The 24,261-nt window shown below is 32.3% G+C and carries 16 protein-coding genes; 15 read left to right on the top strand and 1 reads right to left on the bottom strand.

Annotated features, from left to right (window positions below; translation table 11 throughout):
* Positions 1-323 precede the first annotated feature (323 nt).
* The 4 genes from OREMA_RS0103875 (at position 324) to thrC (ending at position 10,516) form a co-directional block, all read left to right on the top strand.
* Positions 324-2,363: a flotillin family protein gene (locus OREMA_RS0103875; RefSeq protein ID WP_018247971.1), complete on the top strand. Its 2,040-nt coding sequence runs from the start codon at positions 324-326 to the stop codon at positions 2,361-2,363.
* Between the two features lie 16 nt (positions 2,364-2,379).
* The gene (locus OREMA_RS0103870) at positions 2,380-7,242 is read left to right on the top strand and encodes a DNA repair ATPase (protein ID WP_026188901.1); all 4,863 of its coding nucleotides are present in this window, start codon (positions 2,380-2,382) and stop codon (positions 7,240-7,242) included.
* Between the two features lie 263 nt (positions 7,243-7,505).
* The gene (locus OREMA_RS0103865) at positions 7,506-8,912 is read left to right on the top strand and encodes a hypothetical protein (protein WP_018247969.1); all 1,407 of its coding nucleotides are present in this window, start codon (positions 7,506-7,508) and stop codon (positions 8,910-8,912) included.
* Positions 8,913-9,022: 110 nt separating this feature from the next.
* The gene (thrC, locus tag OREMA_RS0103860) at positions 9,023-10,516 is read left to right on the top strand and encodes a threonine synthase (protein ID WP_018247968.1); all 1,494 of its coding nucleotides are present in this window, start codon (positions 9,023-9,025) and stop codon (positions 10,514-10,516) included.
* Between the two features lie 53 nt (positions 10,517-10,569).
* On the opposite strand, the gene OREMA_RS0103855 is transcribed toward thrC, so the two are convergent.
* Positions 10,570-11,907: an MATE family efflux transporter gene (locus OREMA_RS0103855; RefSeq protein ID WP_018247967.1), complete on the bottom strand. Its 1,338-nt coding sequence runs from the start codon at positions 11,905-11,907 to the stop codon at positions 10,570-10,572.
* Between the two features lie 796 nt (positions 11,908-12,703).
* Between OREMA_RS0103855 and OREMA_RS17125 the strand changes: the two genes are divergently transcribed.
* The 11 genes from OREMA_RS17125 to OREMA_RS0103800 all read left to right on the top strand — a co-directional run bounded on the left by OREMA_RS17125 (position 12,704) and on the right by OREMA_RS0103800 (position 23,449).
* Positions 12,704-13,360: a MotA/TolQ/ExbB proton channel family protein gene (locus OREMA_RS17125; protein WP_018247966.1), complete on the top strand. Its 657-nt coding sequence runs from the start codon at positions 12,704-12,706 to the stop codon at positions 13,358-13,360.
* The gene (locus tag OREMA_RS0103845; protein ID WP_018247965.1) at positions 13,350-13,775 is read left to right on the top strand and encodes an ExbD/TolR family protein; all 426 of its coding nucleotides are present in this window, start codon (positions 13,350-13,352) and stop codon (positions 13,773-13,775) included. The genes OREMA_RS17125 and OREMA_RS0103845 overlap by 11 nt, the downstream gene beginning before the upstream one ends.
* Positions 13,762-14,772, top strand: coding sequence for an energy transducer TonB (locus OREMA_RS0103840; protein ID WP_018247964.1), 1,011 nt, complete (start codon positions 13,762-13,764; stop codon positions 14,770-14,772). The genes OREMA_RS0103845 and OREMA_RS0103840 overlap by 14 nt, the downstream gene beginning before the upstream one ends.
* A 269-nt stretch (positions 14,773-15,041) precedes the next feature.
* Complete coding sequence (locus OREMA_RS0103835; protein WP_018247963.1) at positions 15,042-16,958, top strand: TonB-dependent receptor plug domain-containing protein; 1,917 nt, start codon at positions 15,042-15,044, stop codon at positions 16,956-16,958.
* A gap of 160 nt (positions 16,959-17,118) precedes the next feature.
* The gene (locus tag OREMA_RS0103830; RefSeq protein WP_018247962.1) at positions 17,119-18,060 is read left to right on the top strand and encodes an ABC transporter substrate-binding protein; all 942 of its coding nucleotides are present in this window, start codon (positions 17,119-17,121) and stop codon (positions 18,058-18,060) included.
* An 88-nt stretch (positions 18,061-18,148) separates the two neighbouring features.
* A complete protein-coding gene (locus OREMA_RS0103825) occupies positions 18,149-19,174 on the top strand; it encodes a FecCD family ABC transporter permease (protein WP_040657290.1) in 1,026 nt (341 codons plus the stop codon).
* On the top strand, positions 19,171-20,187 hold the full coding sequence (locus OREMA_RS0103820) for a FecCD family ABC transporter permease (RefSeq protein ID WP_018247960.1): 1,017 nt from the start codon (positions 19,171-19,173) through the stop codon (positions 20,185-20,187). Before OREMA_RS0103825 ends, OREMA_RS0103820 begins: the two co-directional genes overlap by 4 nt.
* Before the next feature lie 15 nt (positions 20,188-20,202).
* Positions 20,203-20,988, top strand: coding sequence for an ABC transporter ATP-binding protein (locus OREMA_RS0103815; protein WP_018247959.1), 786 nt, complete (start codon positions 20,203-20,205; stop codon positions 20,986-20,988).
* Positions 20,989-21,250: 262 nt separating this feature from the next.
* Positions 21,251-21,430 carry a hypothetical protein gene (locus OREMA_RS0103810; protein ID WP_018247958.1) on the top strand — a complete coding sequence of 60 codons (180 nt, stop codon included), beginning with the start codon at positions 21,251-21,253 and terminating at the stop codon, positions 21,428-21,430.
* Positions 21,431-21,502: 72 nt separating this feature from the next.
* Positions 21,503-21,910 (top strand): hypothetical protein, encoded by a 408-nt coding sequence (locus OREMA_RS0103805; RefSeq protein ID WP_018247957.1) that lies wholly within the window; start codon positions 21,503-21,505, stop codon positions 21,908-21,910.
* Between the two features lie 141 nt (positions 21,911-22,051).
* Positions 22,052-23,449: a [Fe-Fe] hydrogenase large subunit C-terminal domain-containing protein gene (locus tag OREMA_RS0103800; protein WP_018247956.1), complete on the top strand. Its 1,398-nt coding sequence runs from the start codon at positions 22,052-22,054 to the stop codon at positions 23,447-23,449.
* Positions 23,450-24,261: the final 812 nt, after the last annotated feature.

The raw sequence follows: 24,261 nt of genomic DNA, 5'->3' as shown, positions 1-24,261 counted from the left end.
TACGGGTCTAACGACCACTCCGTGATAAAAGAAATCTCCTAACCTCTCTCTTATTCTTAAGAGAGAGGAACTTTTCATAAATTTAAGATAATTAACATTAAGTTCTTTTTTATTGCAGTATAGCTTTATGACATTGGGGTCTAGTCTGTGGCGGTATTATAATTTTTTAGATTATTAATAGCTAAGGAGTTTTTTGAGCTGGTGGGAAGTAAGTGAATTTATTTATAAAGTTTATATAAGCTATGTCTCTAAAGATCTTTTATATTAAGATGAGATAAGCTTTTTTTACATAAAAATTATATAGTGTCAAGGAGGAATGTTTAATGTTAAAAATGATATTATATGTTGTTGGAGGAGTGGCCTTTTTAATTTTTATAGCCTTTCCTATATTATTAACACTATTTTATAAGAAAGTAGATCAAGGAACTGCTATTGTAAAGAATGGAATTGGAGGGTCAAAGGTCTCCTTTACTGGAACCTGGATTATTCCGATATTGCACCATTGGGAGAAGATGGATGTATCTATTAAAAAGGTAGAGATCGAGAGAAGTGGCAAAGCTGGACTGATATGTAAAGATAATTTACGAGCCGATATCAAGGTAGCTTTCTTTGTAAGGGTAAATCATACAGAGAAGGATGTACTAAGAGTTGCTAAATCTTTAGGAACTAAAAAAGCATCTGATACTGCTACTTTAATGGAATTTTTTGATGCTAAATTTTCAGAAGCTTTAAAAACAGTTGGAAAGAAATTTGAATTTACGCAACTTTATACTGAAAGAGATACTTTTAAAGAAGAGATTCTTCAAGTGATAGGAACTGATCTTAATGGTTATGTATTAGATGATGCTGCCATTGATTATTTAGAACAGACAAAGGTAGAGAATTTAGATGAGAATAATGTACTTGACTCAGAAGGTATTAAAAAGATTATTGAATTAACTGCAACTCAGGCAATGAAATCAAATGAAATTAAAAGAAATAAAGAGAAGACAATTGTTAAACAAGATGTAAGTGCCAGAGAGGCTGTTTTAGAATTGGAAAGACAGCAGACTGAAGCAGAAGAGAAGCAAAAGAGAGAAATAGCTAATATGAAATCTAGAGAAAATTCTCAAATAAAAATTGTAGAAGAGGAAGAGCGATTAAAAGCAGAAAGAACAAGAATCAAGACTGATGAAGAGATTTCAATTGCTGAAGAGAATAAAGATAGACAGATAATTATTGCTAGAGTATCCAAAGAAGGAACAGAATCTGTACAACAAGAAAGAGCACAAAAAGAGACAGAAATAGAAAGAACAGAACGAGAGAAAGTAGTTTCTCTTGCCAAAATAGCTAAGGAAAAGGATTTAGAAAAAGAGAAGAAGAGTATGCAAGAAGTAGTTAGAGAAAGAGTAATGGTTGAGAAATCAGTAGCAGAGGAAGAAGAGAAGATAAAGGATACTATAGAGATAGCTCAGGCTAATAGAGATAAGCAGGTAAATGTTACAAAGGCTGAAAGTGATGCAGAAGTTAAGGCAATTGACAAGATCAAACTTGCTGAGGCAGAAAAACAAAGTGCTCAAGAATTAGCTGAAAAAGAGGTTATAATGGCAGATACTGAACTAAAGACCTCCCATAAGAAGGCTGAGTCTATTAAGATTATGGCAGATGCTAAGGCAGAGGAAGCTTCAGTACAAGGAATCTCTGATTCTAGAGTAATGAAAGCACAGGCAGAGGCCTTTGAAGCAGAAGGTGCTTCAAAAGCTAAAGTTGAAGAGATGCAAGCAGCAGCAGAAGCTAAAGCAATTAAAGTTAAAGGTGAATCAGAAGCACAAGTAACTAGAGAAAAGGCATTAGCAGAAGCTGAAGGAATTAACAGAAAAGCAGAAGCAATGAAAAAGTTGGATTCTGTAGGAAAAGAGCATGAAGAGTTTAAATTAAAACTAAATAAGGATAAGGAAGTAGAACTAGCAGAGATAGGTATTAAAGCAGAGATAGCAAGGGCACAAGCAGAAATAATGAAAGACGGATTGAAGAATGCTAATGTTGATATCGTTGGTGGAGACTCAATCTTCTTTGATAAGCTAATAAATTCAATTAGTGCTGGAAAGCAAGTTGATAGATTGGTTAATAATTCTAATGTCTTAACCGATGTAAAGGATACATTTTTTAATGGAGATATAGATAATTTTCAAAAGCAGTTAAAAACTTTAATCAATAGTTTTAATGTTGATACTGAAGCAATAAAGAACCTTACAATTTCTAGTGCTATAATGAAATATATGGATGATTCTAATGGCACTCCAAGCACAGCTATAACTAAGATCTTAGATAAAGCTAAAGAACTTGGAGTAGAAAATGATCCAATAAAATCAATAATTGGGTAAGGGGATAGATATAGATATGGGGGAAGAAGTTAAGCAAGAAAAAAAACAGGAGAATTTTGCTTCTTACAATGTTATTAGAAATAGATTAACTGAAAGAACTAAAGAGTTAAAAGAAAAATTAGAGAAATTAGATCAAAAGAGAATAGAGATATATGGCGAAATAAAAAACACCTTAAAGAAGAGTGAAGCTATAGTTACAGAAAATAGTTGTATCCCTAGAGATATAGTCCCAGTAGGAAATAAAGTTATTTTGGGATATAATGTTCACTTAGGATTAAAGTCAGAAAGTAAATTGAGTGATGTATTTTCTATATATACTTATAATGGCGATAGATTTGTTCGTGAAGATTATTCTTTATTAAATGATAAGCAATTTAAAAGTGATTTTAAAGAGTTGTATAAATATTATAAAGATAGTTTTTTTACGAAATTTCATGAGAAAGATAATTTTATTTATATGGTCTTTCAAAATGGAGATAAGGTAGATGATATCAAGAGTTTTAAATGGGTAATCAAAGAAGATAAAAGTATAGAGTATTTGGGTAATAGGTTTAGTCATGAGATTTTATATCCTACCCAACAAGAAATAGAATGGAAAATAACTACAAGAGAAGACCAGGTTGCTGGTCTTCATCCCCATATTTCCATTGAAGATCGTATATTTGTAGAAACTATTGGTGGGACGTTAACCTTAAAGATAGAGGATAATACAAATTCTGGAGAAGGTATTTATGCAGAAGAAGTAGAGCAAAAAGATCAAAAGCTTGATGATGCTGATATCTTCTATTCTATAGTAGGAAATCTTATTTTACTTAAGATAAAACCCTACCAAGAAGAGAATTATAGATATATTGTCTTTAATGAGAAGACGAAGGAAGTACAGCGGATAGATTCTATAGCAAAATCAGTAGTTTTATTGCCAGAAGACCATGGAATAATCTTTCCTGATGGTATCTTTTTACAAGCAGGAGGTTTTAAAAAATTTCAAGTAGATTATCAGAATGTAGTCTTTCAAAATAAAAAAGCTTCTATAAATGGTGAAGACTATCAATATATCTTCTATGATATAGTAACAGGAGAGTACTATATTCATAATTATAATATAATTCATCAAGATATTGAAACGCCAATAATTTGTAATGGATATTCACATTTTGATAATGGAGAATTGATTATCTTTAAAGCAGGACAAGAGCCTAAAAGAAATCATACCATTCAAATTTGGCAGACTTCCTTTGTAAAAGATATATTAGAAGAAAAGGATGAGAAGAAGGACGAATTCTTATATAATATCGGAAATAAAGAGATAGTTAGATTGATGGCTGATTGTTATTCGCTTTATAGCTTATCTCAAAAAGATGATAGCTACTATGGTTTATATGTAGATATAGTAAAAGATGCTGAAAATATTATCAATAATTATTTCTGGCTAGACAAAAAGGAAGCCTTTAATATAAAAGAGTCACTGCTTAAAATTAAAGAAGCAGGGGCAATTGCGATTAAAGAGTTTGATAAGGTTACTAAGATTAAAGAGAATACAACTAATAGCTATAATGAGGTCAAAGAGAAGGTCGAGGATATTAGTAAAGCTATTGGCTATACTAGCTTTGAAAATATCAATGACTTTGTAAAATATCTGACTAAAATAAGAAAGGTCAGAGGAGAGATCTCAGCACTTAAGGATTTACAATTTATTGATGAGAAGAAGGTTGAAGATCTATCTAAAAAGATAAAAGAGAAGAATGATAAATTATCATTGGATTGTACTAATTTTCTCCTCAAAGATGAAAGCTTAAATCCTTATATTGAAGAGGTAAAGTCCATAGAGAATAATTTAACTACAGTTGAAAAGCTTGTAGATGGAAAAGAACTGAATCAAAAGATAGTCAAAGTATCAGAAGAATTAGAAATGCTAATTAATATAGTAAATACTTTAAAGATTGAAGATGCAACTAAGACTTCTGAGATAATCGATAAGATTTCTGTGCTTTTTTCCAATTTGAATCAAAGTAAATCTAAATTAAAGAATAAGATAGATAATTTGAATGCTAGAGAAAAAGAGGCGGAGTTTTATTCCAAGCTGAATTTGTTGACTCATTCTGTATCCAACTATTTAGATTTATCTACTAATGTAGAAAAAACCGAAGATTATATGTCCAAAATAATAGTTCAGATTGATGAGTTAGAAAGTAAATTTTCTGATTTTGATGAATTTTTAGTAATGTTAACTGAAAAAAGGGATGAAGTAATCTCAACCTTTGAGTCCAAAAAGCAACAATTAATTGAAAAGAAGAATAAAAAGATAGATTCTTTGAGTAATGCTGCCGATAGAATCTTTAAAAGTTTGAAAAACAGGGTAAAATCTTTTGAAGAAGTAAGTTCTATTAATGAACTATTATCAACTAGCCCTATGGTAGATAAGATAAGAGATATTATAGAACAGTTGATAGAGCTTGGTGATAGTACTAAAGCCGATGATATTGAAAATAAGTTAAAGTCTTTAAAAGAGTCGAGTATTAAGCAATTAAAGGATAAAAAGGAACTATTCTTAGATGAGAATACTATTAAGTTTGGGAATAATCATTTCCTTGTAAACAATCAAAAGCCTGAGCTTAGTCTACTTAAAAAAGAGGATGGATTCTATTTTCATATTTCTGGTACCGACTTTTGGGAGCAGGTAGATGCAGAAGAATTTAGCAATTATCAAGAGGTTTGGGACCAGAAAGTTATCTCTGAAAATGAAGAAGTATATCGAGGAGAGTTTTTAGCATATAATATCTTTAAAAATTATCAAGAGAATAATTCTTTAGAAGAGTTGTATCAAAAAGATGAACAGACTTTAAATAGGATTATAAAAGAGTATATACAAGAGCATTCTAATGAGTATTATACTAAAGGTGTTCATGATCATGATGCGTATAAAATATTATCTACTCTAGTTAATATATATTGGGAGTTAGAATTAGCTTCTTATAACCCAAAAGTTAGAGCTGTAGCCAATTTATTTTGGCAATTTGGCTTAATTCAAGAAAGAAAAGAGAAGCTTCAAAATAGATTAAAGACTGTAAATATGATCTCAAAATATTCTAAACGTGGCTTAATAGAAGGATTTATTCCAAGTCTAGCTAAAGAGGTAGAATCTTTTGTAGATGAAAATCCCTGGATAGAGACTGATGATAATCAAAAAATTGCTGAATATTTAGCAAAAGAGATAAGTCAGAATGAAACTTTTGTATTGAGTGTAGAAGCAGCAGAGATATATGAGAATTTTGATAACTTTTTAATCTCAAAGGGAGGAAAAAAAGACTTCAAAAAATCCTTAGAGAATTTAAGTGATGACTTAGAAGGAAGATATATTTTAGTGAATGAATGGGTTCAATCTTACTTATATGAAGAAGAGTTAGAGTTTAATGACTATATCTATGAAGTCTTAGTGAGTTTAATCTTAGGTGACTATTCCAATCGACGAGCAATTAATAAAAAATCAGAAATGATTATAGATAAGTTAGTAGGTACTCATAAGGTGATTGATAATGGTAAATATCAAATTAATCTGATAGATTTTCTTCATAAGTTAGATAATTTCAAAAATAAGATTATACCACAATATCAAAAATTCCAGCAATTAAAATTTGCTAAGATTGAAGAGATAAAAAATAAAATTAATTTTAATGATTTACAACCTAAGGTCTTAACCTCCTTTGTAAGAAGTAAGTTAATAGACCAAGTTTATCTACCTTTAATCGGTGATAATTTAGCAAAACAGATAGGTACAGCAGGAAAGAATAAGAGAACTGATAACATGGGGATGTTACTAATGATATCTCCACCAGGTTATGGTAAAACTACCCTAATGGAGTATGTTGCTAATAGATTGAGTATGATGTTAGTCAAGGTGAACTGTCCAACAATTGGTCATGGTGTTACTTCTCTTGATCCAGCAGAAGCTAAAAATGCAGGGGCGAGAGAAGAGTTGAAAAAATTAAATTTAGCCTTTGAACTTGGAAATAATGTAATGATTTATTTAGATGATATCCAGCATTCAAACCCAGAATTTTTGCAGAAGTTTATCTCTTTGTGTGATGGGCAGAGAAAGATTGAAGGTGTTTATAATGGGGTTAGTAAGACCTATGAGTTTAGAGGTAAGAAGGTTGCTGTGGTAATGGCAGGAAATCCTTATACTGAAAGTGGTGATAAGTTTAAGATTCCTGATATGTTAGCAAATAGAGCTGATGTTTATAACTTAGGTGATATGTTAAGGGAGAATGAAGAGGCCTTTAAGCTCAGTTATATAGAGAATGCTGTTACTTCAAATACTTACTTAAATAATATCTATATGAAAGATTCTGGAGATATTTATAAATTGATTCAAGCTATTGATACTGGAGATAGGGGAGATATTGATTTAAATGGAAGCTATACTGAGGAAGAAATAGAAGAGGCTTTAAGTGTATTAGAAAGCTGTCTGAAGATAAGAGATGAAATTTTGAAGGTAAATATGGAGTATATTTATTCCTCATCTCAAAGTGATGAATACAGAACAGAACCACCATTTAAATTACAAGGTTCTTATAGAAATATTAACAAAATAGTAGAAAAAGTAGTTCCAATTATGAATGACAATGAAATCAAGGGATTAGTAGAGAATAGTTATATTAATGATGCTCAGACTTTGGCAACTGAAGCAGAAGCAAGTTTGTTGAAATTCTATGAGATCAGTAATAGAATGACAGAAGAACAACAGCAGAGATGGCAAGAGATAAAAGAGATATATCTTAAGAAAAAATCAGAAAAAGATGGTCAAAATGTAATACAAGTAATTCAAGAATTAAATCAGATAGGAGAAAGTCTTAAGTTAATAGGAAATAGCATGAAGTAAGGATTAGTAGTGAAAATTAAATAAGAAAAATAAAGACTGCTGATATGAACGTTCATATCAGCAGTCTTTATTTTTTGAGTATAAATTTAATTAATGATTTTATGGGATATTAGTTAATATTCTTATTTATTAAGATAATAGAATTGTATATTAGCTAGAGTTTTAAATCATCAGTCCTCTTAACTTCTTTCACTAATTGATTTTTATAGGCATAAGCTAATGCAAATCAGAGAATATATTTTCTATTGAAAGGAGGGGAGTCTATGAATATTAACCTTAATATATTGCATTGGGTTTATTTGCTTTTTATCTTATTTATTGTGGGAACCATGGTTCGAAAAAGAGATACTACCTTGGTATGCTTAATTGGAGTATTTATGTTGGGACTTTTAGCTACAGGTTCTTTATCTCAATCAGTAATTGGTGTATTTAGTAGTTTGATTTACGCTATTAAAGAGTTAATGGGTACTATTTTGATTATTTCAATTGTTTATGCTATGAGTCAGGTGCTTCAAGATACAGGAATCAATGAAGTTATGATCTCACCTTTTACTAAATTTATAAAGACTCCGACTTTAGCCTATTGGGTTATTGGTATTTTAATGATGCTTATATCTTTGTTCTTCTGGCCATCTCCAGCTACAGCATTAATGGGAGCTGTCTTATTACCTGTAGCAATTAAAGTAGGGCTGCCACCTATTGGAGTAGCTATTGCTATGAATTTATTTGGGCATGGTATTGCTCTATCTAGTGACCTGGTAATTCAAGGAGCTCCCAAGTTAACAGCTGATGCAGCTGGTATTCCCGTCGCTGATGTAATAAGTGCAAGTATTCCCCTAGTATTAGTTATGGGCTTTGTAACCACTTTAACAGCTTTCTTATTTTTAAGGCATGATATGAAAAAGGGTCTATTAAAGATTAAAGCTGGAGATTTTGATAGTAATAGTGAAGATCAGAGTAATAATAAGTCTTTTAAAAGAATTTTATCAACAAATATCAAAAGAATATTAGCAATTTTAATTTTTATATTGTTTACTATAGATATAATAGTTATGGTCTTGGCTAACTTACAGGGGGGAGATGCTACTGCTTTAATTGGTGGAACCTCTATATTTATTTTTACTTTGATTACTTTATTAGCGTATAAAAATGAAGGTTTAGAAGAAATAACAGAATATTTGATTAAAGGTTTACAGTTTGGTTTTAAAGTCTTTGCCCCTGTAATTCCAATAGCAGCATTCTTTTATATGGGGGATATGGGGTTTGTATCAGTATTTGGTAATGTCTTACCAGAAGGTTCTACTGGTTTAGTCAACGATTTAGGAGTTGTTTTAGCCCAAACTGTACCTCTTAACAAAGCTATTGCCTCTATAACTTTAACAATTGTAGGTACCATTACTGGTTTAGATGGTTCAGGATTTTCAGGTATTTCTTTAGCAGGTTCTGTAGCAAAATTATTTGCTACAGCTATTGGCTCAGGAATAGATACTCTCACTGCTTTAGGTCAAATAGCAGCTATTTGGGTAGGAGGTGGTACTTTAGTACCATGGGCAATTATTCCAGTAGCGGCTATTTGTGATGTAAGCCCTTTTGAATTAGCTAGAAGAAATTTAGTACCAGTTGTAATTGGTCTTGTAGTAACAACAATAGTGGCAATCTTCTTGTTATAGAATAGATTAAAATTTTTAATCCATTAATTATCAATTCTACATTGTCAACTACACCTTCCTTTGATATAATTAAGCAAACTAATATATTCGAGCAGAAAGGATGGAGTAGGATGAAATATATCAGTACACGGGGAAATTATGAAGGGGTTAGTGCAGCAGAAGCAATTCGTTTAGGGATGGTACCTGAAGGGGGATTATTTGTACCTGAAACTGTACCAGCTTTTAGTCAAGATGAGATTTATCAGATGAATGAGCTTAATTATCAAGAGATTGCTTATCAAATATTAGAAAAATTCCTAACAGATTATAGTCAAGAAGAATTAAAAGAGGTTATTGAGGCAGCATATAATGAAAATAGTTTTGTAGATCAGGATATAGCTCCAGTTGTGAAGTTAGATGATAATCTGTACATATTAGAGCTATGGCATGGTCCAACAGCTGCTTTTAAGGATATGGCATTACAAATATTACCACATCTGTTAGTAAAGGCTATTAATAAGTCTGATTCAGATAAAGAGGTTGTAATTCTAGTTGCTACCTCTGGAGATACTGGTAAGGCGGCTTTAGAAGGTTTTAAGGATGTAGATGGAATAAAGATTATTGTCTTCTATCCTGATGATGGAGTTAGTAAGGTGCAAGAAGCTCAGATGTTGACAACAGAAGGTGATAATACTGTAGTTGTTAGTGTTGAAGGTAACTTTGATGACTGTCAAAGTGCTGTTAAGGAGATCTTTGCTGATAAAGAATTTAACAATTTAATCAATCAAAACAATTATCAATTTTCTTCAGCTAATTCTATTAACTGGGGTAGATTAGTACCACAGATTATTTATTATTTCTCAACCTATGCATATTTACTAAGAGATGAAAGCATAAGTAAAGGAGAGAAGATAAATATTTCTGTACCAACAGGTAACTTTGGTAATATCCTAGCAGCTTATTATGCTTCACAGATGGGATTAGCAGTTAATAAATTTATCTGTGCATCTAATACAAATAAGGTTTTGACGGATTTTCTAAATACAGGTATTTATGATATTAATCGTGATTTTCATAAGACGATCAGTCCATCAATGGATATTTTAATTTCTTCTAATTTAGAAAGATTTTTATTTGAGATGACTGGACATGATGCTGATAAGATTAATCAATGGTACAAAGATTTAAAAGAGACTGGAAAATTTGAGGTTGATGAAGCTACTAGAAAGAAGATTCAAGGTCTTTTTGTAGGGGAATGGACTACAGAAGAGGAGACGCAAGATATAATTACAGAAGTTTTTAAAGAATATGATTATACTTTAGATACTCATACTGCTGTAGGAGTTGATTCTTATCAAAAGTATGTAGAGGAAACAAGGGATAATACAATAACAATAATTGATTCTACAGCAAATCCTTATAAGTTTAGCAAGTCAGTACTTGAAGCTTTAGAGGGAGATGTTGCAGCAGAGAATGAATTTAAGATCTTAAAGAAATTAAATGAAGTAACTGGATTAGAGATTCATCGAGGATTAAAAGGATTGGAAGAGAAAGAGATTAGACATAATAGAAATTGTAATACTACAGCAATTAAAGCAGAGGTTAAGGATATTTTAGGAATATAATATTTAATTCGGATAGACCCTGGCAGGGTCTATCTTTTTTTGTATATTTGTAATCAGTTACTATGCACCATTACTTTCTTAGTCCACTTTCTACTACGCCACCTAAGTAACATACAGATTCCTCTAATCCATTCATCAAGAGCCAACCCTACCCAGATACCAGGAAGTCCATAGCCCAAAACTACTCCAAAGAAGTATCCACCTAAAACTGCAACCCCCCACATAGAGATAATGGCCATCACCACAGGGAAAATTACATCACCAGTACCCCGTAAACTGTTAATAAGTACAACATTAAAATTTCTTCCTGGTTCCAAAAAGGCATCTATCATCAGAATTGAAGATCCTAACAGTATAATTTTGGGGTTATCGGTATAAAGGCTCATAAAAAAACTTCCAAAAAAGAATATCACTATACTACCTAAGGTTGTAATAAGCATAGAAATTTTAAGGTTATTAATACCAGTTTTATAAGCTGCATCTATTTGATTGGCCCCTACCAGCTGGCCAATCATTATTTGACTTGCTTGTCCAATAGCTATTGAAAATAGCATGACAGACCAACCTATTGTCCAAACATAAGTTCTTGTTATATATGGTAATTCACCAAGGTTGATCAGTATAATGCTCATGATTACTGTCTGAGATACGTTATATGACATATTTTCCATCGCTGCTGGAAATCCTACTTTAAATAGTTTCTTAAGTACTTTCATTGGTTTCTCCTTTAAATGAGAGAATATAGTTACTGGTAATAGCTTTTTAAATAAGAAGATAAAAGCAGCTACTGTTGCCACTATTCTACTGAAAGTAGTTGCTATTGCCACACCTTTAACACCTAAAATTGGTGCCCCAAATAAACCAAATATAAAGATTGCATCACCCAAAATATTTATAACATTCATAGCAACAGTTATCATCATCCCTTGTTTAGCATAACCATGACTTCTAATAATAGCAATTAAAGGACTTAATAGTGCTTGGAAGAATAATACTCCACCTACAATTTCAATATACTCAGAAGCATACTTCATCAAGTCTGAAGTAACTCCCATTTTAGTCAATATGTATTCTCCAGCAAAAATCATACTAATGCTTATAATCAATCCTATTAACAGATTTACAATAAGAGATATAGCACTTATCTTTTCAACTTCTTGTGTTCTTCTTGCTCCAATATTCTGAGCTACTAAAACCGCTGTTCCTGCTGAAATTATTGCAAATACTAAATTTAAATTAGCAATTATCTGATTAGCTGCTCCTACGGCACCAGCAGCCCTATCATCAAATTGACTTAACATAAATATATCTGCTATTCCCAGTAGCATAAATAGTAAAACCTCAATAAAAATAGGTCCTGCAAGTTGATATAATTTTTTTCTTTTCTCCATATTATCCCTTCTATCTTATATTTTATTAGCTTCTTATAATCACTTATATTTATTATATTAAAATTAAATTTGCTCACTAGAAATATTATTTTATATGTCACTAAATTTAGAAAGTAGATTATAAGAAATTGATCATTTTTTGGTCATAAATCATATTATACACAAATTATCTTAAATCCTCAATTATTAATCTATAGTTCTTCAATTCATTTATAATTGATCTTTTTAACTTTAAATTTTATCTCAATTTGCTGATTGATAGCGCATCTATAATTAGATTATCTCTACTAAGTTCTAAACTATCTACTCTACCTATCAATATCTTTATAGTAGAAAAGGAGTCTATATTCACCTTTAAAATTTATCATTGTAATCTATTTTTTAGGTATTAACCATTTTTGAGAGATTAATTTTAGTAAATAAATTTACATAAAAGCTAATAAGCAGGAAGCTGGATAACTAAATTTTCTAAATGACAAGTGGTCAGATTGATAGTTAAAAGGTTTACTTTATTAAAATCAAGTTTTGACCAGATTTTGGTCTGCTTTAAAAAGATTATTTAGTTATAGTCCATTTTGTTGTTTAATCCGACTAATGCCAATAAATTTATATATATACAACAAGATAATCATTTGACATTTATAAAAATGGCTGATAAAATAATTTGTGGTTGAAAATGAAAATGATTTTCGTTTCAGGTTAAAAAGGTTTATTCTTAAAATTTTCTTATATGATGAATTAAAAATATTAAGTGTTATTATGATTGTATTTTACTTTGAAGATGGAGGTAAGTAATATGAATATTTATATGTTATTTCAAAAAGGTGGGGTTTTTATGTACCCATTATTAATTTGTTCTACCATAGTTTTAGCTATTGTTTTAGAGCGATGCTATTATTTTAGTAAAGTAAAAGATTGCTCTGACAAGACACTAGAAGAGGTTGAACAGTTAGTTTATCAACATAGAACCTTAGAAGCTAAGGAAGTTTGCGAAGATACTAATTGTCCAGTTTCTCAGGTTCTAAGTACTGGAATTAAAAATTACCAGAAACCACGGGAAGAACGAGATAGAATTTTACAACGAATAGGCTCCAAAGAGCTACAAAAGATGGGTAAGAATATTAGAGGTTTAGGGATTATAGCCCATGTATCTCCGTTGATTGGTTTATTGGGAACTGTGACTGGTATGATCAAAGCTTTTATGAAGATTTATGAATTAGGAGGAAGTGTTGATCCTAGTGTATTGGCTGGAGGAATATCAGAGGCTTTAATTACTACTGCTGCTGGCTTAACAGTTGCTATTCCGGCTATGTTATTCTATCAGTACTTTGAAGGTAAGCTGGATGGTTATTATAACAATATGAAAGAAGCTGTTCAGCTTTTATCAGAATGGTTAGGAGAAAAGCAATCGGAGCTTGGTGAAACTAAGGAGGATATGGAGTATGGATTTTAAGAGACCAAAGGGTGTAGAGATGTCTTTGGATATTTCTCCGTTGATTGATGTTGTATTTATGCTCTTGCTTTTTTTTATGTTAACCTCTAACTTTGTAACTGATAGTGGTATTGAGCTTAAGTTGCCAGAAGCGACAACTGGAGAGAATCAAGAGCTGAATGAGCCATTAGTAATCTATGTCGATCAGCAGCAACAGATTTTTTTAGATCAACAAGAATTGAAAATTGAGCAATTACATAATTTACTTACTCAAAAACTAGTAGATAAGCAATCAAAAAAGGTTGTACTTAAAGCAGATAAAAGTGTTCCAATGGGTTTTGTAGTAAAGATAATGGATATTGCACGACAGTCAAATGGGGAAGACTTAGTCATCTCTACTGAGCAAGTAGCAGGTGTGAGCGATGGAGGGAAATGATAATTTTATTCGACCAGCTTTGTTGCTTGCTCTTGTAATCCACTGTTTATTGATAGGTTTAGCATGGAAATTTCATGATGATTCTTCCACTGTGGTAGAAATTCCAACAGAAATGTCTATCGAGTTTGCAGCAGCACCAGCTCCAGAGCGGGTTGGAGAAAATAGTCCATCCTCTACAAATATGGAAGAGATTGTTGAAAAGCCAAAACCTATTTCTGAAGAGGTAGAGGAAGTGGTTGAAAAGCCAAAACCTATTTCTGAAGAGGTAGAGGAAGTGGTTGAAAAGCCAAAACCCATTTCTGAAGAGGTAGAGGAAGTGGTTGAAAAGCCAAAACCTGTTTCTGAAGAGGTAGAGGAAGTGGTTGAAAAGCCAAAACCTATTTCTGAAGAGGTAGAGGAAGTGGTTGAAAAGCCAAAACCTATTTCTGAAGAGGTAGAGGAAGTGGTTGAAAAGCCAAAACCTATTTCTGAAGAGGCAGAGGAAGTGGTTGAAAAGCCAAAACCTGTTTCTGAAGAGGTAGAGGAAGCGGTTGAAAAGCCAAAACCTGTTTCTGAAGAGGTAGAGGAAGTAGTCAAGGAGTCTGAATCAATTACCGAACAAGTAGCAGAAGAAAGAGCACAGAAGTCAAGGCCAATTGCCAATAATCAAAAACAAACAACTAAAGAAGTTGACAACTCTTTAGCTCAAAATAGTGTGCAAAAACAAGAGATTTCTGAAAGCTATTTCCAGATGGTGCTAAGAAGGATTGCTGCTGCTAAGCGTTATCCGCAATATGCAAGGGATCAAGAGTTTGAAGGAAAGGCTTTAGTAGAGTTTGTGATTAGGAGTGATGGAAGGTTGGAAAAATCAAGAGTGGTTAATTCCTCAGGATATCCAAGTCTTGATCATGAAGCCATAGCTACCTTAAAGAGGTCGGCACCTTTTCCACCGATACCTAAAAGAAGTGGTAATAATCTGGTTACAATGCGTGTTGCTATTGTGTTTGAGTTGAAATAACTATTTGTAATAACTTACATAAGGAGTGTTAAATGTTTTAGTATATACAAAGTGATAAGAATTTGATATTTTTGTCACAGGTTTTCACCGATTAAAATCAAATAATAATTAGTTTTTTATACCATAAGAGTACTTTCTCAAGAAGTAAAGGGCAACTGCTTTCAGGGGCTGTGGATAATTATATGATTTCTTTTTTGTGTTATATATATTACTCTTTTTTAAAGTGCTATTTAAAGTTTGCTATCAAAAATAATTAGGAGGAACTAAAATTGAAAAACTATAGAAGGATTTTAGCATCAATTTCTTTATTTTTCTTATTGATTGGTTTAACAACAACAGCAGTTACTGCTGAGGAGAGTGGCTCTGATGAACAGGAGTATACTCTGGTAGTTACTGCTAACCGAATTGCTGTTAAGGAGACAGAGGCTGGAGCTGATGTAACTGTAATTACTAGTGAAGATATTGAAGAAGGTGGATTTGTCAATTTAGAACAAATTTTAAGTGAATCTAATGTGAATATGGAGACTGATCCTACAGGTTCTACTCCAATACTAAATGGTGATCGAAGAGTATTAGTGATGATAGATGGTCGTCGAATGAACTGGGATTTTGTTGTAAAGAGTGGTAGTAAAGGGGGGGTAGATTTTAATAATATCCCTATTGAAAATATTGAACGGATTGAGGTTGTTCGAGGAGCTGGTTCTTCATTATATGGTAGTGATGCTGTAGGTGGTGTAATTAATATTATTACCAAGGAAGCAACTGAACCAAGAGTCTCCTTCTCCCAAGAGACAGGAAGCTGGGGATTTATGAAACATAGTCTGACTGCAGAGAATAAATTTGATAATGGATTAGGTTTTTATATTACTGGAGAAGTAAAAGAACAAGATGATTTTGAGTATAAAGAGGCTAAGACCGGTAAAATCAAGACGATGGATCAAAGTTATTATGACCAGAAATCTTTAACTCTAAGCTTAGATCAGGAGTTAAACAATCAACGTTCTTTATCATTGCAATTTGATTATACAGATCGTAATTTTGGCTTTAGTTGGGCACCAGAAGGTTATTCTAGTGGTGATGTTTATTATTATCCTGATGGAAATGGAACATCGGTAGATAATAATATTGCCTTAACTTATAATTTAGGAAGTGATAGTTTAGTCCGTATCTATCGTAACTCCTCTAAGAAGGAGATTGATTATGGTAATGGTTCTGGCTATGATCTTGATAATATTGCTATTGGTGGGGACTGGCAACAAAGTTCAACATTAACTGACTCTCACAAATTAGTTTATGGTACAGAGTGGAGACAGACAGACTCTGATTATAGTAGTCAGGGAATTAATAACTCTTATATTACTAAAGCTCTGTATTTGCAAGATCAATGGCAAGTAACAGATCAATGGACTTTAACTGCTGGAAGTCGTTATGATGATCATAGTATTATTGGAGGACATAGCACTTCAAACCTAACAGCTAATCGTGAAATTAATAATGATACTAATTTTTATCTATCCTGGGGGCAGTTTGTAAAAGCTCCTTTAGTTGAAGATCTTTTTTCTGATACTCAATGGATGGTTGGGAACCCAGATCTTAACCCAGAGACTGGAGATACTATAACTTTAGGTTTAAATACAGAATTAGGTAAAGGGACTAAGCTACAAACTAGTATTTTTAGTAGCCAATTAGAAGATGCTATCAGTTATGGAACTAGTGATGATGGGAGAACATTAGCAATTAATATTGATCGTCAGAAAAAGTATGGTTTTGATCTTAATTTAAGCTGCCAGCTATCATATCGTTGGAATCTAGCGATGGGATACTCTTATTTAAAGATTGAAAATAAAGATGGTGCTGATAGCGATTATTATGAAGATCTTGATAATAGTACACCACATGGTTATCATATGAAGCTTCGTTATGATCAGGATTTATGGAATGCTGAATTAGCTTTACAAGGTGCTAATGGGCGCAGCTTAGAAAGATTTACTTCAGAGTCTTATTTAACTGTAGATATGAGAGTTAATTATCATCTTGATAATAAGACTAAGCTTGTTTTAAAGGGGAATAACTTAACTAACGAAGCCTATGAGGTAAGAAGTAGTGGTAGTAGTGGTTGGGTAACACCTGGTGCTTATGCTATGCCTGCTAGAAATGTCTACTTAGGTATAGAACGAAAATTCTAGAATTATTTTTATGAAGATAGTAATTAATGATAAGTAAATAGTCAAAATCAAAAAGTCTATTTAGTCAAACTCATCTTTAATTAAAGGTGAGTTTGACATTTAAACTATTATAGATAATAAAGTTGAGAGGTAATCCCTAAAAAAAAAAGGTGATGTTAGGATGAAAAAGATAAGAATTATTAGTTTTGTTCTATTAGCTTTAATTGTTCTTAGTGGATGTCAAAATCAAGCTACAGACAACATTAAAGATAATAAAGGGGCAGATAAAAGAAGAATAGTTAATACAATAACAGGAGAGGTTTTCATACCTGCCAATCCACAGCGCATTGCTGACATATCAGGTTCTAGCGAGGAATTATTACTTATGAAACAAAATTTAGTTGCTACAGCAAATACTGATCCTTATAATACAAGTGAGTTTCCAAGTTATATTGAAGACCAAATGAAAGAGGTAAAGATTGTTGGTTTTTCTATGATGGATACAATGGATATTGAAGGAATTTTAGAGAGTAATCCAGATTTGATTATTATGAGCAGACGGCAAGAGAAGATCTATGATCAGTTAAAGAAGGTTGCTCCAGTAGTTATGATAAAAGACTATGCTAATGATTGGAAAAATAAAATGAATGAATTGGCTAGATTATTTAAACAAGAAGAGCAGGTTCAAAATTGGCTAGAGGATTATGATAACAAGGCTCAAGATATAGCCAAAAAAATTATTAAAGCAAAAGGTGAGCAGACTTACTTAACAGTATTAGCTAGTGGTGGTCAATTTTATATCTTTAGTAATGGCGGTATTGGTGCAATTATTTATGAGGATATGAAATTAGCTAAGCCAGCTAACCTTCCTGATCAAAAAGGAATAAGTCTACCAGTTGTAACTATGGAAGGTCTATCTGAAATTGATGCTGATCATATCATAGTTATAGCAACAAAAGGAGCTAAAAAGGACTTAGAAAGAAGCTCAGTCTGGAAGAGTATTAGAGCTGTTAAAGAAGGTAATGTCAGTATTTTTGAGAGTACTCCATACTTTGGTCAAGGCTATAATCCAATTGGTAGAAAGCTATTATTAGACATAATAGCAGAGAAATTATCAAAATAAATAGAAGTATATAGGGGTGAGAGCAAAGGAGATAAACACCTTGGTAGTCACTTTTTTAATAAAGAGAGGAATGACAGTAAAGATGGAGATGGTTGAATCTATAAATAATAACAGAAATAAAAGTAGAATAGTGATAAGTTCTCTTTTAATAATAGTTGGTTTACTTATTCTTTGTTTAGGTATAGGAGTCTCAATATCCTTAGGAACTAAGGATATTGGTCTATCTACAGTATTTTCTAGTATTTTTGAGGTAAGAGATGGAGTTGATTCTCAAATTATTAGAGATATCAGAATGCCTAGAGCTTTTTCTGCTGCGCTGGTAGGGTCTTTTTTGGCTGTATCAGGGGCGATTATGCAAGGAATAACTAGAAATCCTATTGCTGAACCTTCTATTATGGGAATTACACAAGGGGCAACCTTTGCAGTAGCTATTGCTTTTGTACTGCAACAGAGTATAGGCAGTGTAGGATTAATGCTCTTGGCTTTTCTTGGAGCCAGTGTTAGTGGGTTATTTATCTATTTTTTAAGTTCTAAATCTGTAAAAGGGATAGATCCAGTAAAGCTTGTTTTAGCAGGAACATCTTTGGGAACATTATTAATCTCACTAGCTACAGCTATGGCGATGTATGCTAATCTATCTCAGCAATTGAGTTTTTGGATTACAGGAGGTCTAGCTGGGGCTCAGTGGTCAGGAGTTAATTTATTATCTATTGTAGGGATTTTTGGTCTATTGGCTGCTATTATTCTTTCCCCAAAAATAACTGTTTTAAGTTTGGGAGAAGAGATAGCCATTGGTCTTGGGGAGAATATTAATAGAATAAGATTTATTGGTATTTTGATTGTAATATTACTAAGTGGAAGTGCAGTAGCAGTAGCAGGAAATATTACTTTTGTAGGATTGATAATCCCTCAGGTTGTAAAGATTATAATAGGTCCAGATTATAGATATATTATTCCATGTTCTTTGGTATTAGGAGCTAATTTATTGGTCTATAGTGATATTATAGCAAGAATGATTAATCATCCTTATGAAACACCAGTAGGTTCTCTAACGGCCTTGATAGGAGTTCCATTTTTTATTTATCTTGTGAGAAGGAGGTCTAGAGGGCTATGATGAGCACAAATAAAAGAGAGAAGTTTATTTTAACTGGAATTATATTGATTACTTTGATTATCCTAACTTTTATCATCAGCTTAAATCTAGGTTCTTTCTCTATAGATACTTGGGATATAATCAAAACTTTACTAGGACAAGGAACAAATAAACAGGAAATTGTAATCTTTAGTATTAGACTACCTAGAATCATTTTAGCAATCCTTGTTGCAACTGGATTAGCTATATCAGGTACAGTATTACAAGCAATTACCAAAAATGATTTGGCTGATCCTGGAATATTAGGTATTAACTCTGGAGCAGCCTTGGCTGTAGTGATATATATCTATTATATGAATGGAAATGTTTATGCTGGAATCAGTAATACCACAATCTTTACCATGCCTCTGATAGCTTTATTAGGGGCTGTATTAGGTTCATTTTTAATCTATACTTTTGCTTGGAAGAAAGGTATTAATGCCACTAGACTTATCTTAATTGGTATAGGTATCAATGCGGCTTTTCAGGCTTTGTTAATAGTCTTTCAATTAAAATTTACTACTCAGGAGTTTAATCGGGTAATGGTTTGGACTAGTGGAAGTATTTGGGGAAGTAATTGGAAGTATGTATTTACAATTCTACCGTGGCTATTATTTTTTATTGTTCTTACTTTTTATAAATCAAGATATCTAGATGTTTTAAATTTAGGTGATGAGCTATCAATAGGCTTAGGAGTTGAAGTTGAAAAAGAGCGAAGAGTACTTTTGCTTGCTAGTGTTGCTTTAGCTGGAGTAGCTACTGCTGTTGCTGGTAGTATTTCATTTTTAGGTCTTATCTCTCCACATATATCAAGAAGATTAGTTGGAGCCAAACATAAAATGTTAATACCAACTGCATCATTAGTGGGAACTTTACTTCTTTTAGCAGCAGATACTATAGCTAGAAATCTGCTAGCGCCTATAGAGTTGCCAGTAGGAATTGTGATGTCGATTATTGGTGTTCCTTATTTTATTTATTTAATGATTAAAGAGTAGTAGAGGTGACTATAGATGAACTGTATAAATACGCAAGACTTATCAATAGCATATGGCGATGTAGAGATTGTAAAAGAATTGAATTTAAAGATTCCTCAGGGGAAGATTACTACTATTATTGGACCTAATGGATGTGGGAAATCGACTATATTAAAGACAATAGCTAGAATTTTAAAGGCCAAAAGTGGTAGTGTTTATTTAAAGGGCAAGGATATTATTACTGAGGATTCAAAGGATATAGCTAAAGTAATGGCAGTCTTACCACAAAGTCCACAAGCTCCTAAGGGTTTGACGGTAGAGGAGTTGATAGCCTATGGTAGGTTTCCCTATCAAAGTGGCTTTGCTAAGCTAAAAGAAGAAGATTATCAAATTATTGATGGTGTGTTAGAGGTAATAGGAATGAAACCCTATAAAGACAGATTATTAGATGAATTATCTGGAGGTCAGAGGCAAAGGGTTTGGATAGCGATGGCATTAGCTCAACAGACAGAAATTCTATTATTAGATGAGCCTACTACATATCTAGATTTAGCACATCAATTAGAGGTTTTAAAGCTATTAGAAAAGTTAAATAAAGTTGAGAAGAGAACAGTCGTCTTAGTAATTCATGAACTAAATAATGCAGCCAGGTTTGCTGATTATATGGTTGCTATCAAGGATGGAAAGATAGTCTGTGATGGAGAACCAGAGGAAGTTATGACAAAATCAAATTTAAGAAAAGTATTTAATATTAATGCTGAAATAGTAACTGATCCTAGAAATAATAAACCTGTCTGTATTACTTATGATTTGATAGAATAAGGATTAGTATTTTTGTACTTTGTTATATATTCAATCAGCATAATATGGAAAAAAGGAAGCATTTAGGTGTTTGAGATTAATAATAGCTGTTAGATAATAATTATTATCTTTAATAGCAAAGGTAAAGTAAATTTTAGGAATATAATATTTAACTAAGGGCAGACCAAAGGGTCTGTCTTTTTTTTATGAATAATACAATCAGCTTGTAACATATTTTACCATTAATTCATAATATAAACTAAAGGAAAGGGGAGGTGATTAGATGACTCAAGAATTAGAAGGTAAAAGAAGAAAGGATTGTAATAATGCTAAAGAAGTAATTAATATTGATAGAGCAATTGGTATTTGTTTTGACTTAGTTATTGAAGCTGATGTTGAAAATATAGAAATTGAAGACTTAGGGCCTATTGAAGATTTTAACAATGATAGAAGAAGATTTTGAGGAGTTTCAAGTTGATTATGAAGTGTAGGGTTTTTCCCTACGCTTCACAACATATAAAAAGGGGGGAGAAGTATGGAGAATTCCAAGGCTTCTACTAGAATTAGGTGTAAGAAATACTTTAAGATTAATTCTGCAGAACCAATTGATCCAGAAGATATTAAAGTAACCTTACAATCACAAGAAGATAATAGTCCTAATGAAGAAGATAATTCACTATTTTTGCCGGCTTTATGGGCTTATTTTCAAGCTTGCCAACAAGGGACATTAAAGGATAATAAACCTGTTCCCTGGGAGGAGATTATAAGGAATTACCTCAAATCACAAACTATAGATACCAGCCAATACTCATTAGAAGAAAAAGAATGGATTATATTTTTAAAGTATATTATGTCAGATAGTAATACAATAGATTGGTCTGATAATAAAGAAGTTCGTGAATTTGTGCTTAAAGCTTACAATTTAGTCAAAACTAATAATTAATTTTAAAATATTAAGTTTAGAGAGGTTAGGATAGGTATCAAAGCTTATCCTAATTTGTTTTTGAATATGATTACTTTTAAATTATATAATTTTTAATTTTAATTTGGACAAAATAATAGAAACTAGCTAGGAGGATAAATTATGGAGGAGCAATTCACAGAATTTCAAAGCAAACGGATGGAGATTTTTAGAGAAGTAGTTAAGAGAGAATGGAATAATAAGCTATTAAAGAGTGAAGATTTAGATCAATTAGTAGAATACATTAAAGAAAAGTATGGATATTCAGATGAAGAGGATTCATTTATCAAAGATCATATTCGAGTGGTGATGGGACTTGATCCGAGTAGAAATAGGCCATTTTCTGATGAATTAAAGAAGATTAAAGAAATTTCTCATGTGGATAAGCCAATAGTAACTAAGATAGAGGGCAGATGTGAATCCTGTGGTAAGGAGATTGAAAATAGGGAATGTTATGAAGCTTGTAAATATGAAGCACAAATGTATAAGAGGAGAGAAGGGCCACTAATAGTAAATGATAAATGTTTAAACTGTGGAACCTGTGTTAGTAGTTGTTCCTTTGGAGCAATAGCAGATAAGATAGAATTTATGCCGATAATTAATTATTTAAAAGATGAAAAAACCCCCATATATGCTGCAGTGGCACCATCAATAGTAGGTCAATTTGGTGATCATATCTCTTTAGGGCAGATAAGAACTGCATTAAAATATATGGGATTTAAAGATATGGTAGAAGTAGCTTTATTTGCAGATATGTTAACAATCAAAGAAGCCTTTGAATTTGATGAATTGGTGACAAGTGAAAAAGATTTCTTTTTAACAAGTTGTTGCTGTCCAGTTTGGATTAGACTTGTTGAAAGTAAATATCCAGAAGTATTTGAACATCTGTCTCCCTCAGTTTCACCAATGGTTTTATCAGGCAGAATGTTAAAAAAATTATATCCTGAAGCTAAAGTAGTATTTATAGGACCTTGTATAGCTAAAAAATCTGAAGCTAAAGAGCCGGAGTTAAAAGAGGCAATTGATTTTGTATTAACTTATAGTGAATTAGATGAGATATTTAAAGCTTTAGAGATTGATATAAAGGATCTACCTGCTGATGAAAAGGATCAAGCATCTTTTGCTGGAAGAATCTATGGTAGGACAGGGGGAGTGAGTTTTTCCGTAAAAACTGTTGTTAACAGAATAGCTCCAAGACGGTTAATAAAACTTAAAGCTAAAAAGGTTGATGGAGTTAAAGACTGTAAAGATATATTAGACAAATTAAATTCAGAAGAATATATAGATGCTAACTTTGTAGAAGGAATGGGATGTGATGGTGGCTGTGTTGGAGGGCCAAGAACAAATATTGACAAAGAGAAAGCTACTATGATAATCAATGAATCAGGTGAAGATTCTTTAATTATGACTCCTTTTGACAATATGAATGTTCTAAAGACTCTCCAAGAGTTAGGATTAGAAAATATTGAAGATTTGATGGGGGATAATGAAATAGCAGATTTATTAATAAGAGAGAAGTAGATTCTGTCTACTTCTTTTTTATGTGTGCCTCGTAGATTTAGTAAACAGTAGGTGAAAATCCTATCCATGCTGTTTTCGCCAGTACGGTGTGTGAAATCAACAGTAGTAGGGTGTCTACCGTGAGGTAGAATCTGAAGAGTTTGAGATGAGCAATCAGTCCGGAACAATATGTGAACCAGAGGTGGCATTTAGCTTTGGCGACCCGCCATAAAAACGGGGAAGTCCAATGTTAGCTTGGGGCTCTGTACAAAGGAGAGACAGGTAGCGCTGGTAAATACGTGTAACTGGAAGTGCCCATGTTAGAAAACTAGGTGTGATTAGGGTCGGAATGATTGTAGGGTTTACGTAATTGACCGAGGGAATCTCTAATATAATTCTTTATAGAAATCTATAGAGATAAGTGATGGTATAACTCCAACAGGAAAGCCAGAGTGATGATATATTAGAGTTCAGAAGATATCATAGTAGTGAGAAAAAAATCAACGAAAGTTGATTATAGCGAAGGATATCTAGGTTATTGAAGTTTAAGATTTGATTACTAATGATATCTTAATTTTGAGTGGTTTAAACACTAGTACTATAGTGGGTTCTAGTAGAATTACAAACAGGAAATCATAACTGTAAAGTATGGATAACCTAGAGAACACCATAACCTAAGTAATGGTAAACTGAGAGGTGCNATTGGTGAGAGCTTAGAGACGTGCTCAGGAGTGCTATGAATATAGGGATTAAGATATTAAGGTGAGACAGGAAGAACTAGTAAGTAGTGAAGTTAGGATAGGTGTTAAAATTTCGAACTCTATATAGTTTGA

The organism is Orenia marismortui DSM 5156 (genome assembly GCF_000379025.1).
Lineage (GTDB): Bacteria > Bacillota > Halanaerobiia > Halobacteroidales > Halobacteroidaceae > Orenia > Orenia marismortui.
The sequence above is the reverse complement of the archived record's forward strand: the minus strand, read 5'-3'. Positions and strand labels throughout refer to the sequence as shown.

Excerpts from the sequence above, each read along its gene's own strand:
- OREMA_RS0103875 (WP_018247971.1), top strand. The coding sequence starts at position 324 with ATGTTAAAAATGATATTATATGTTGTTGGAGGAGTGGCCTTTTTAATT.
- OREMA_RS0103870 (WP_026188901.1), top strand. The coding sequence starts at position 2,380 with ATGGGGGAAGAAGTTAAGCAAGAAAAAAAACAGGAGAATTTTGCTTCT.
- OREMA_RS0103865 (WP_018247969.1), top strand. The coding sequence starts at position 7,506 with ATGAATATTAACCTTAATATATTGCATTGGGTTTATTTGCTTTTTATC.
- thrC (WP_018247968.1), top strand. The coding sequence starts at position 9,023 with ATGAAATATATCAGTACACGGGGAAATTATGAAGGGGTTAGTGCAGCA.
- OREMA_RS0103855 (WP_018247967.1), bottom strand. The coding sequence starts at position 11,907 with ATGGAGAAAAGAAAAAAATTATATCAACTTGCAGGACCTATTTTTATT.
- OREMA_RS17125 (WP_018247966.1), top strand. The coding sequence starts at position 12,704 with ATGAATATTTATATGTTATTTCAAAAAGGTGGGGTTTTTATGTACCCA.
- OREMA_RS0103845 (WP_018247965.1), top strand. The coding sequence starts at position 13,350 with ATGGATTTTAAGAGACCAAAGGGTGTAGAGATGTCTTTGGATATTTCT.
- OREMA_RS0103840 (WP_018247964.1), top strand. The coding sequence starts at position 13,762 with ATGGAGGGAAATGATAATTTTATTCGACCAGCTTTGTTGCTTGCTCTT.
- OREMA_RS0103830 (WP_018247962.1), top strand. The coding sequence starts at position 17,119 with ATGAAAAAGATAAGAATTATTAGTTTTGTTCTATTAGCTTTAATTGTT.
- OREMA_RS0103825 (WP_040657290.1), top strand. The coding sequence starts at position 18,149 with ATGGTTGAATCTATAAATAATAACAGAAATAAAAGTAGAATAGTGATA.
- OREMA_RS0103820 (WP_018247960.1), top strand. The coding sequence starts at position 19,171 with ATGATGAGCACAAATAAAAGAGAGAAGTTTATTTTAACTGGAATTATA.
- OREMA_RS0103815 (WP_018247959.1), top strand. The coding sequence starts at position 20,203 with ATGAACTGTATAAATACGCAAGACTTATCAATAGCATATGGCGATGTA.
- OREMA_RS0103810 (WP_018247958.1), top strand. The coding sequence starts at position 21,251 with ATGACTCAAGAATTAGAAGGTAAAAGAAGAAAGGATTGTAATAATGCT.
- OREMA_RS0103805 (WP_018247957.1), top strand. The coding sequence starts at position 21,503 with ATGGAGAATTCCAAGGCTTCTACTAGAATTAGGTGTAAGAAATACTTT.
- OREMA_RS0103800 (WP_018247956.1), top strand. The coding sequence starts at position 22,052 with ATGGAGGAGCAATTCACAGAATTTCAAAGCAAACGGATGGAGATTTTT.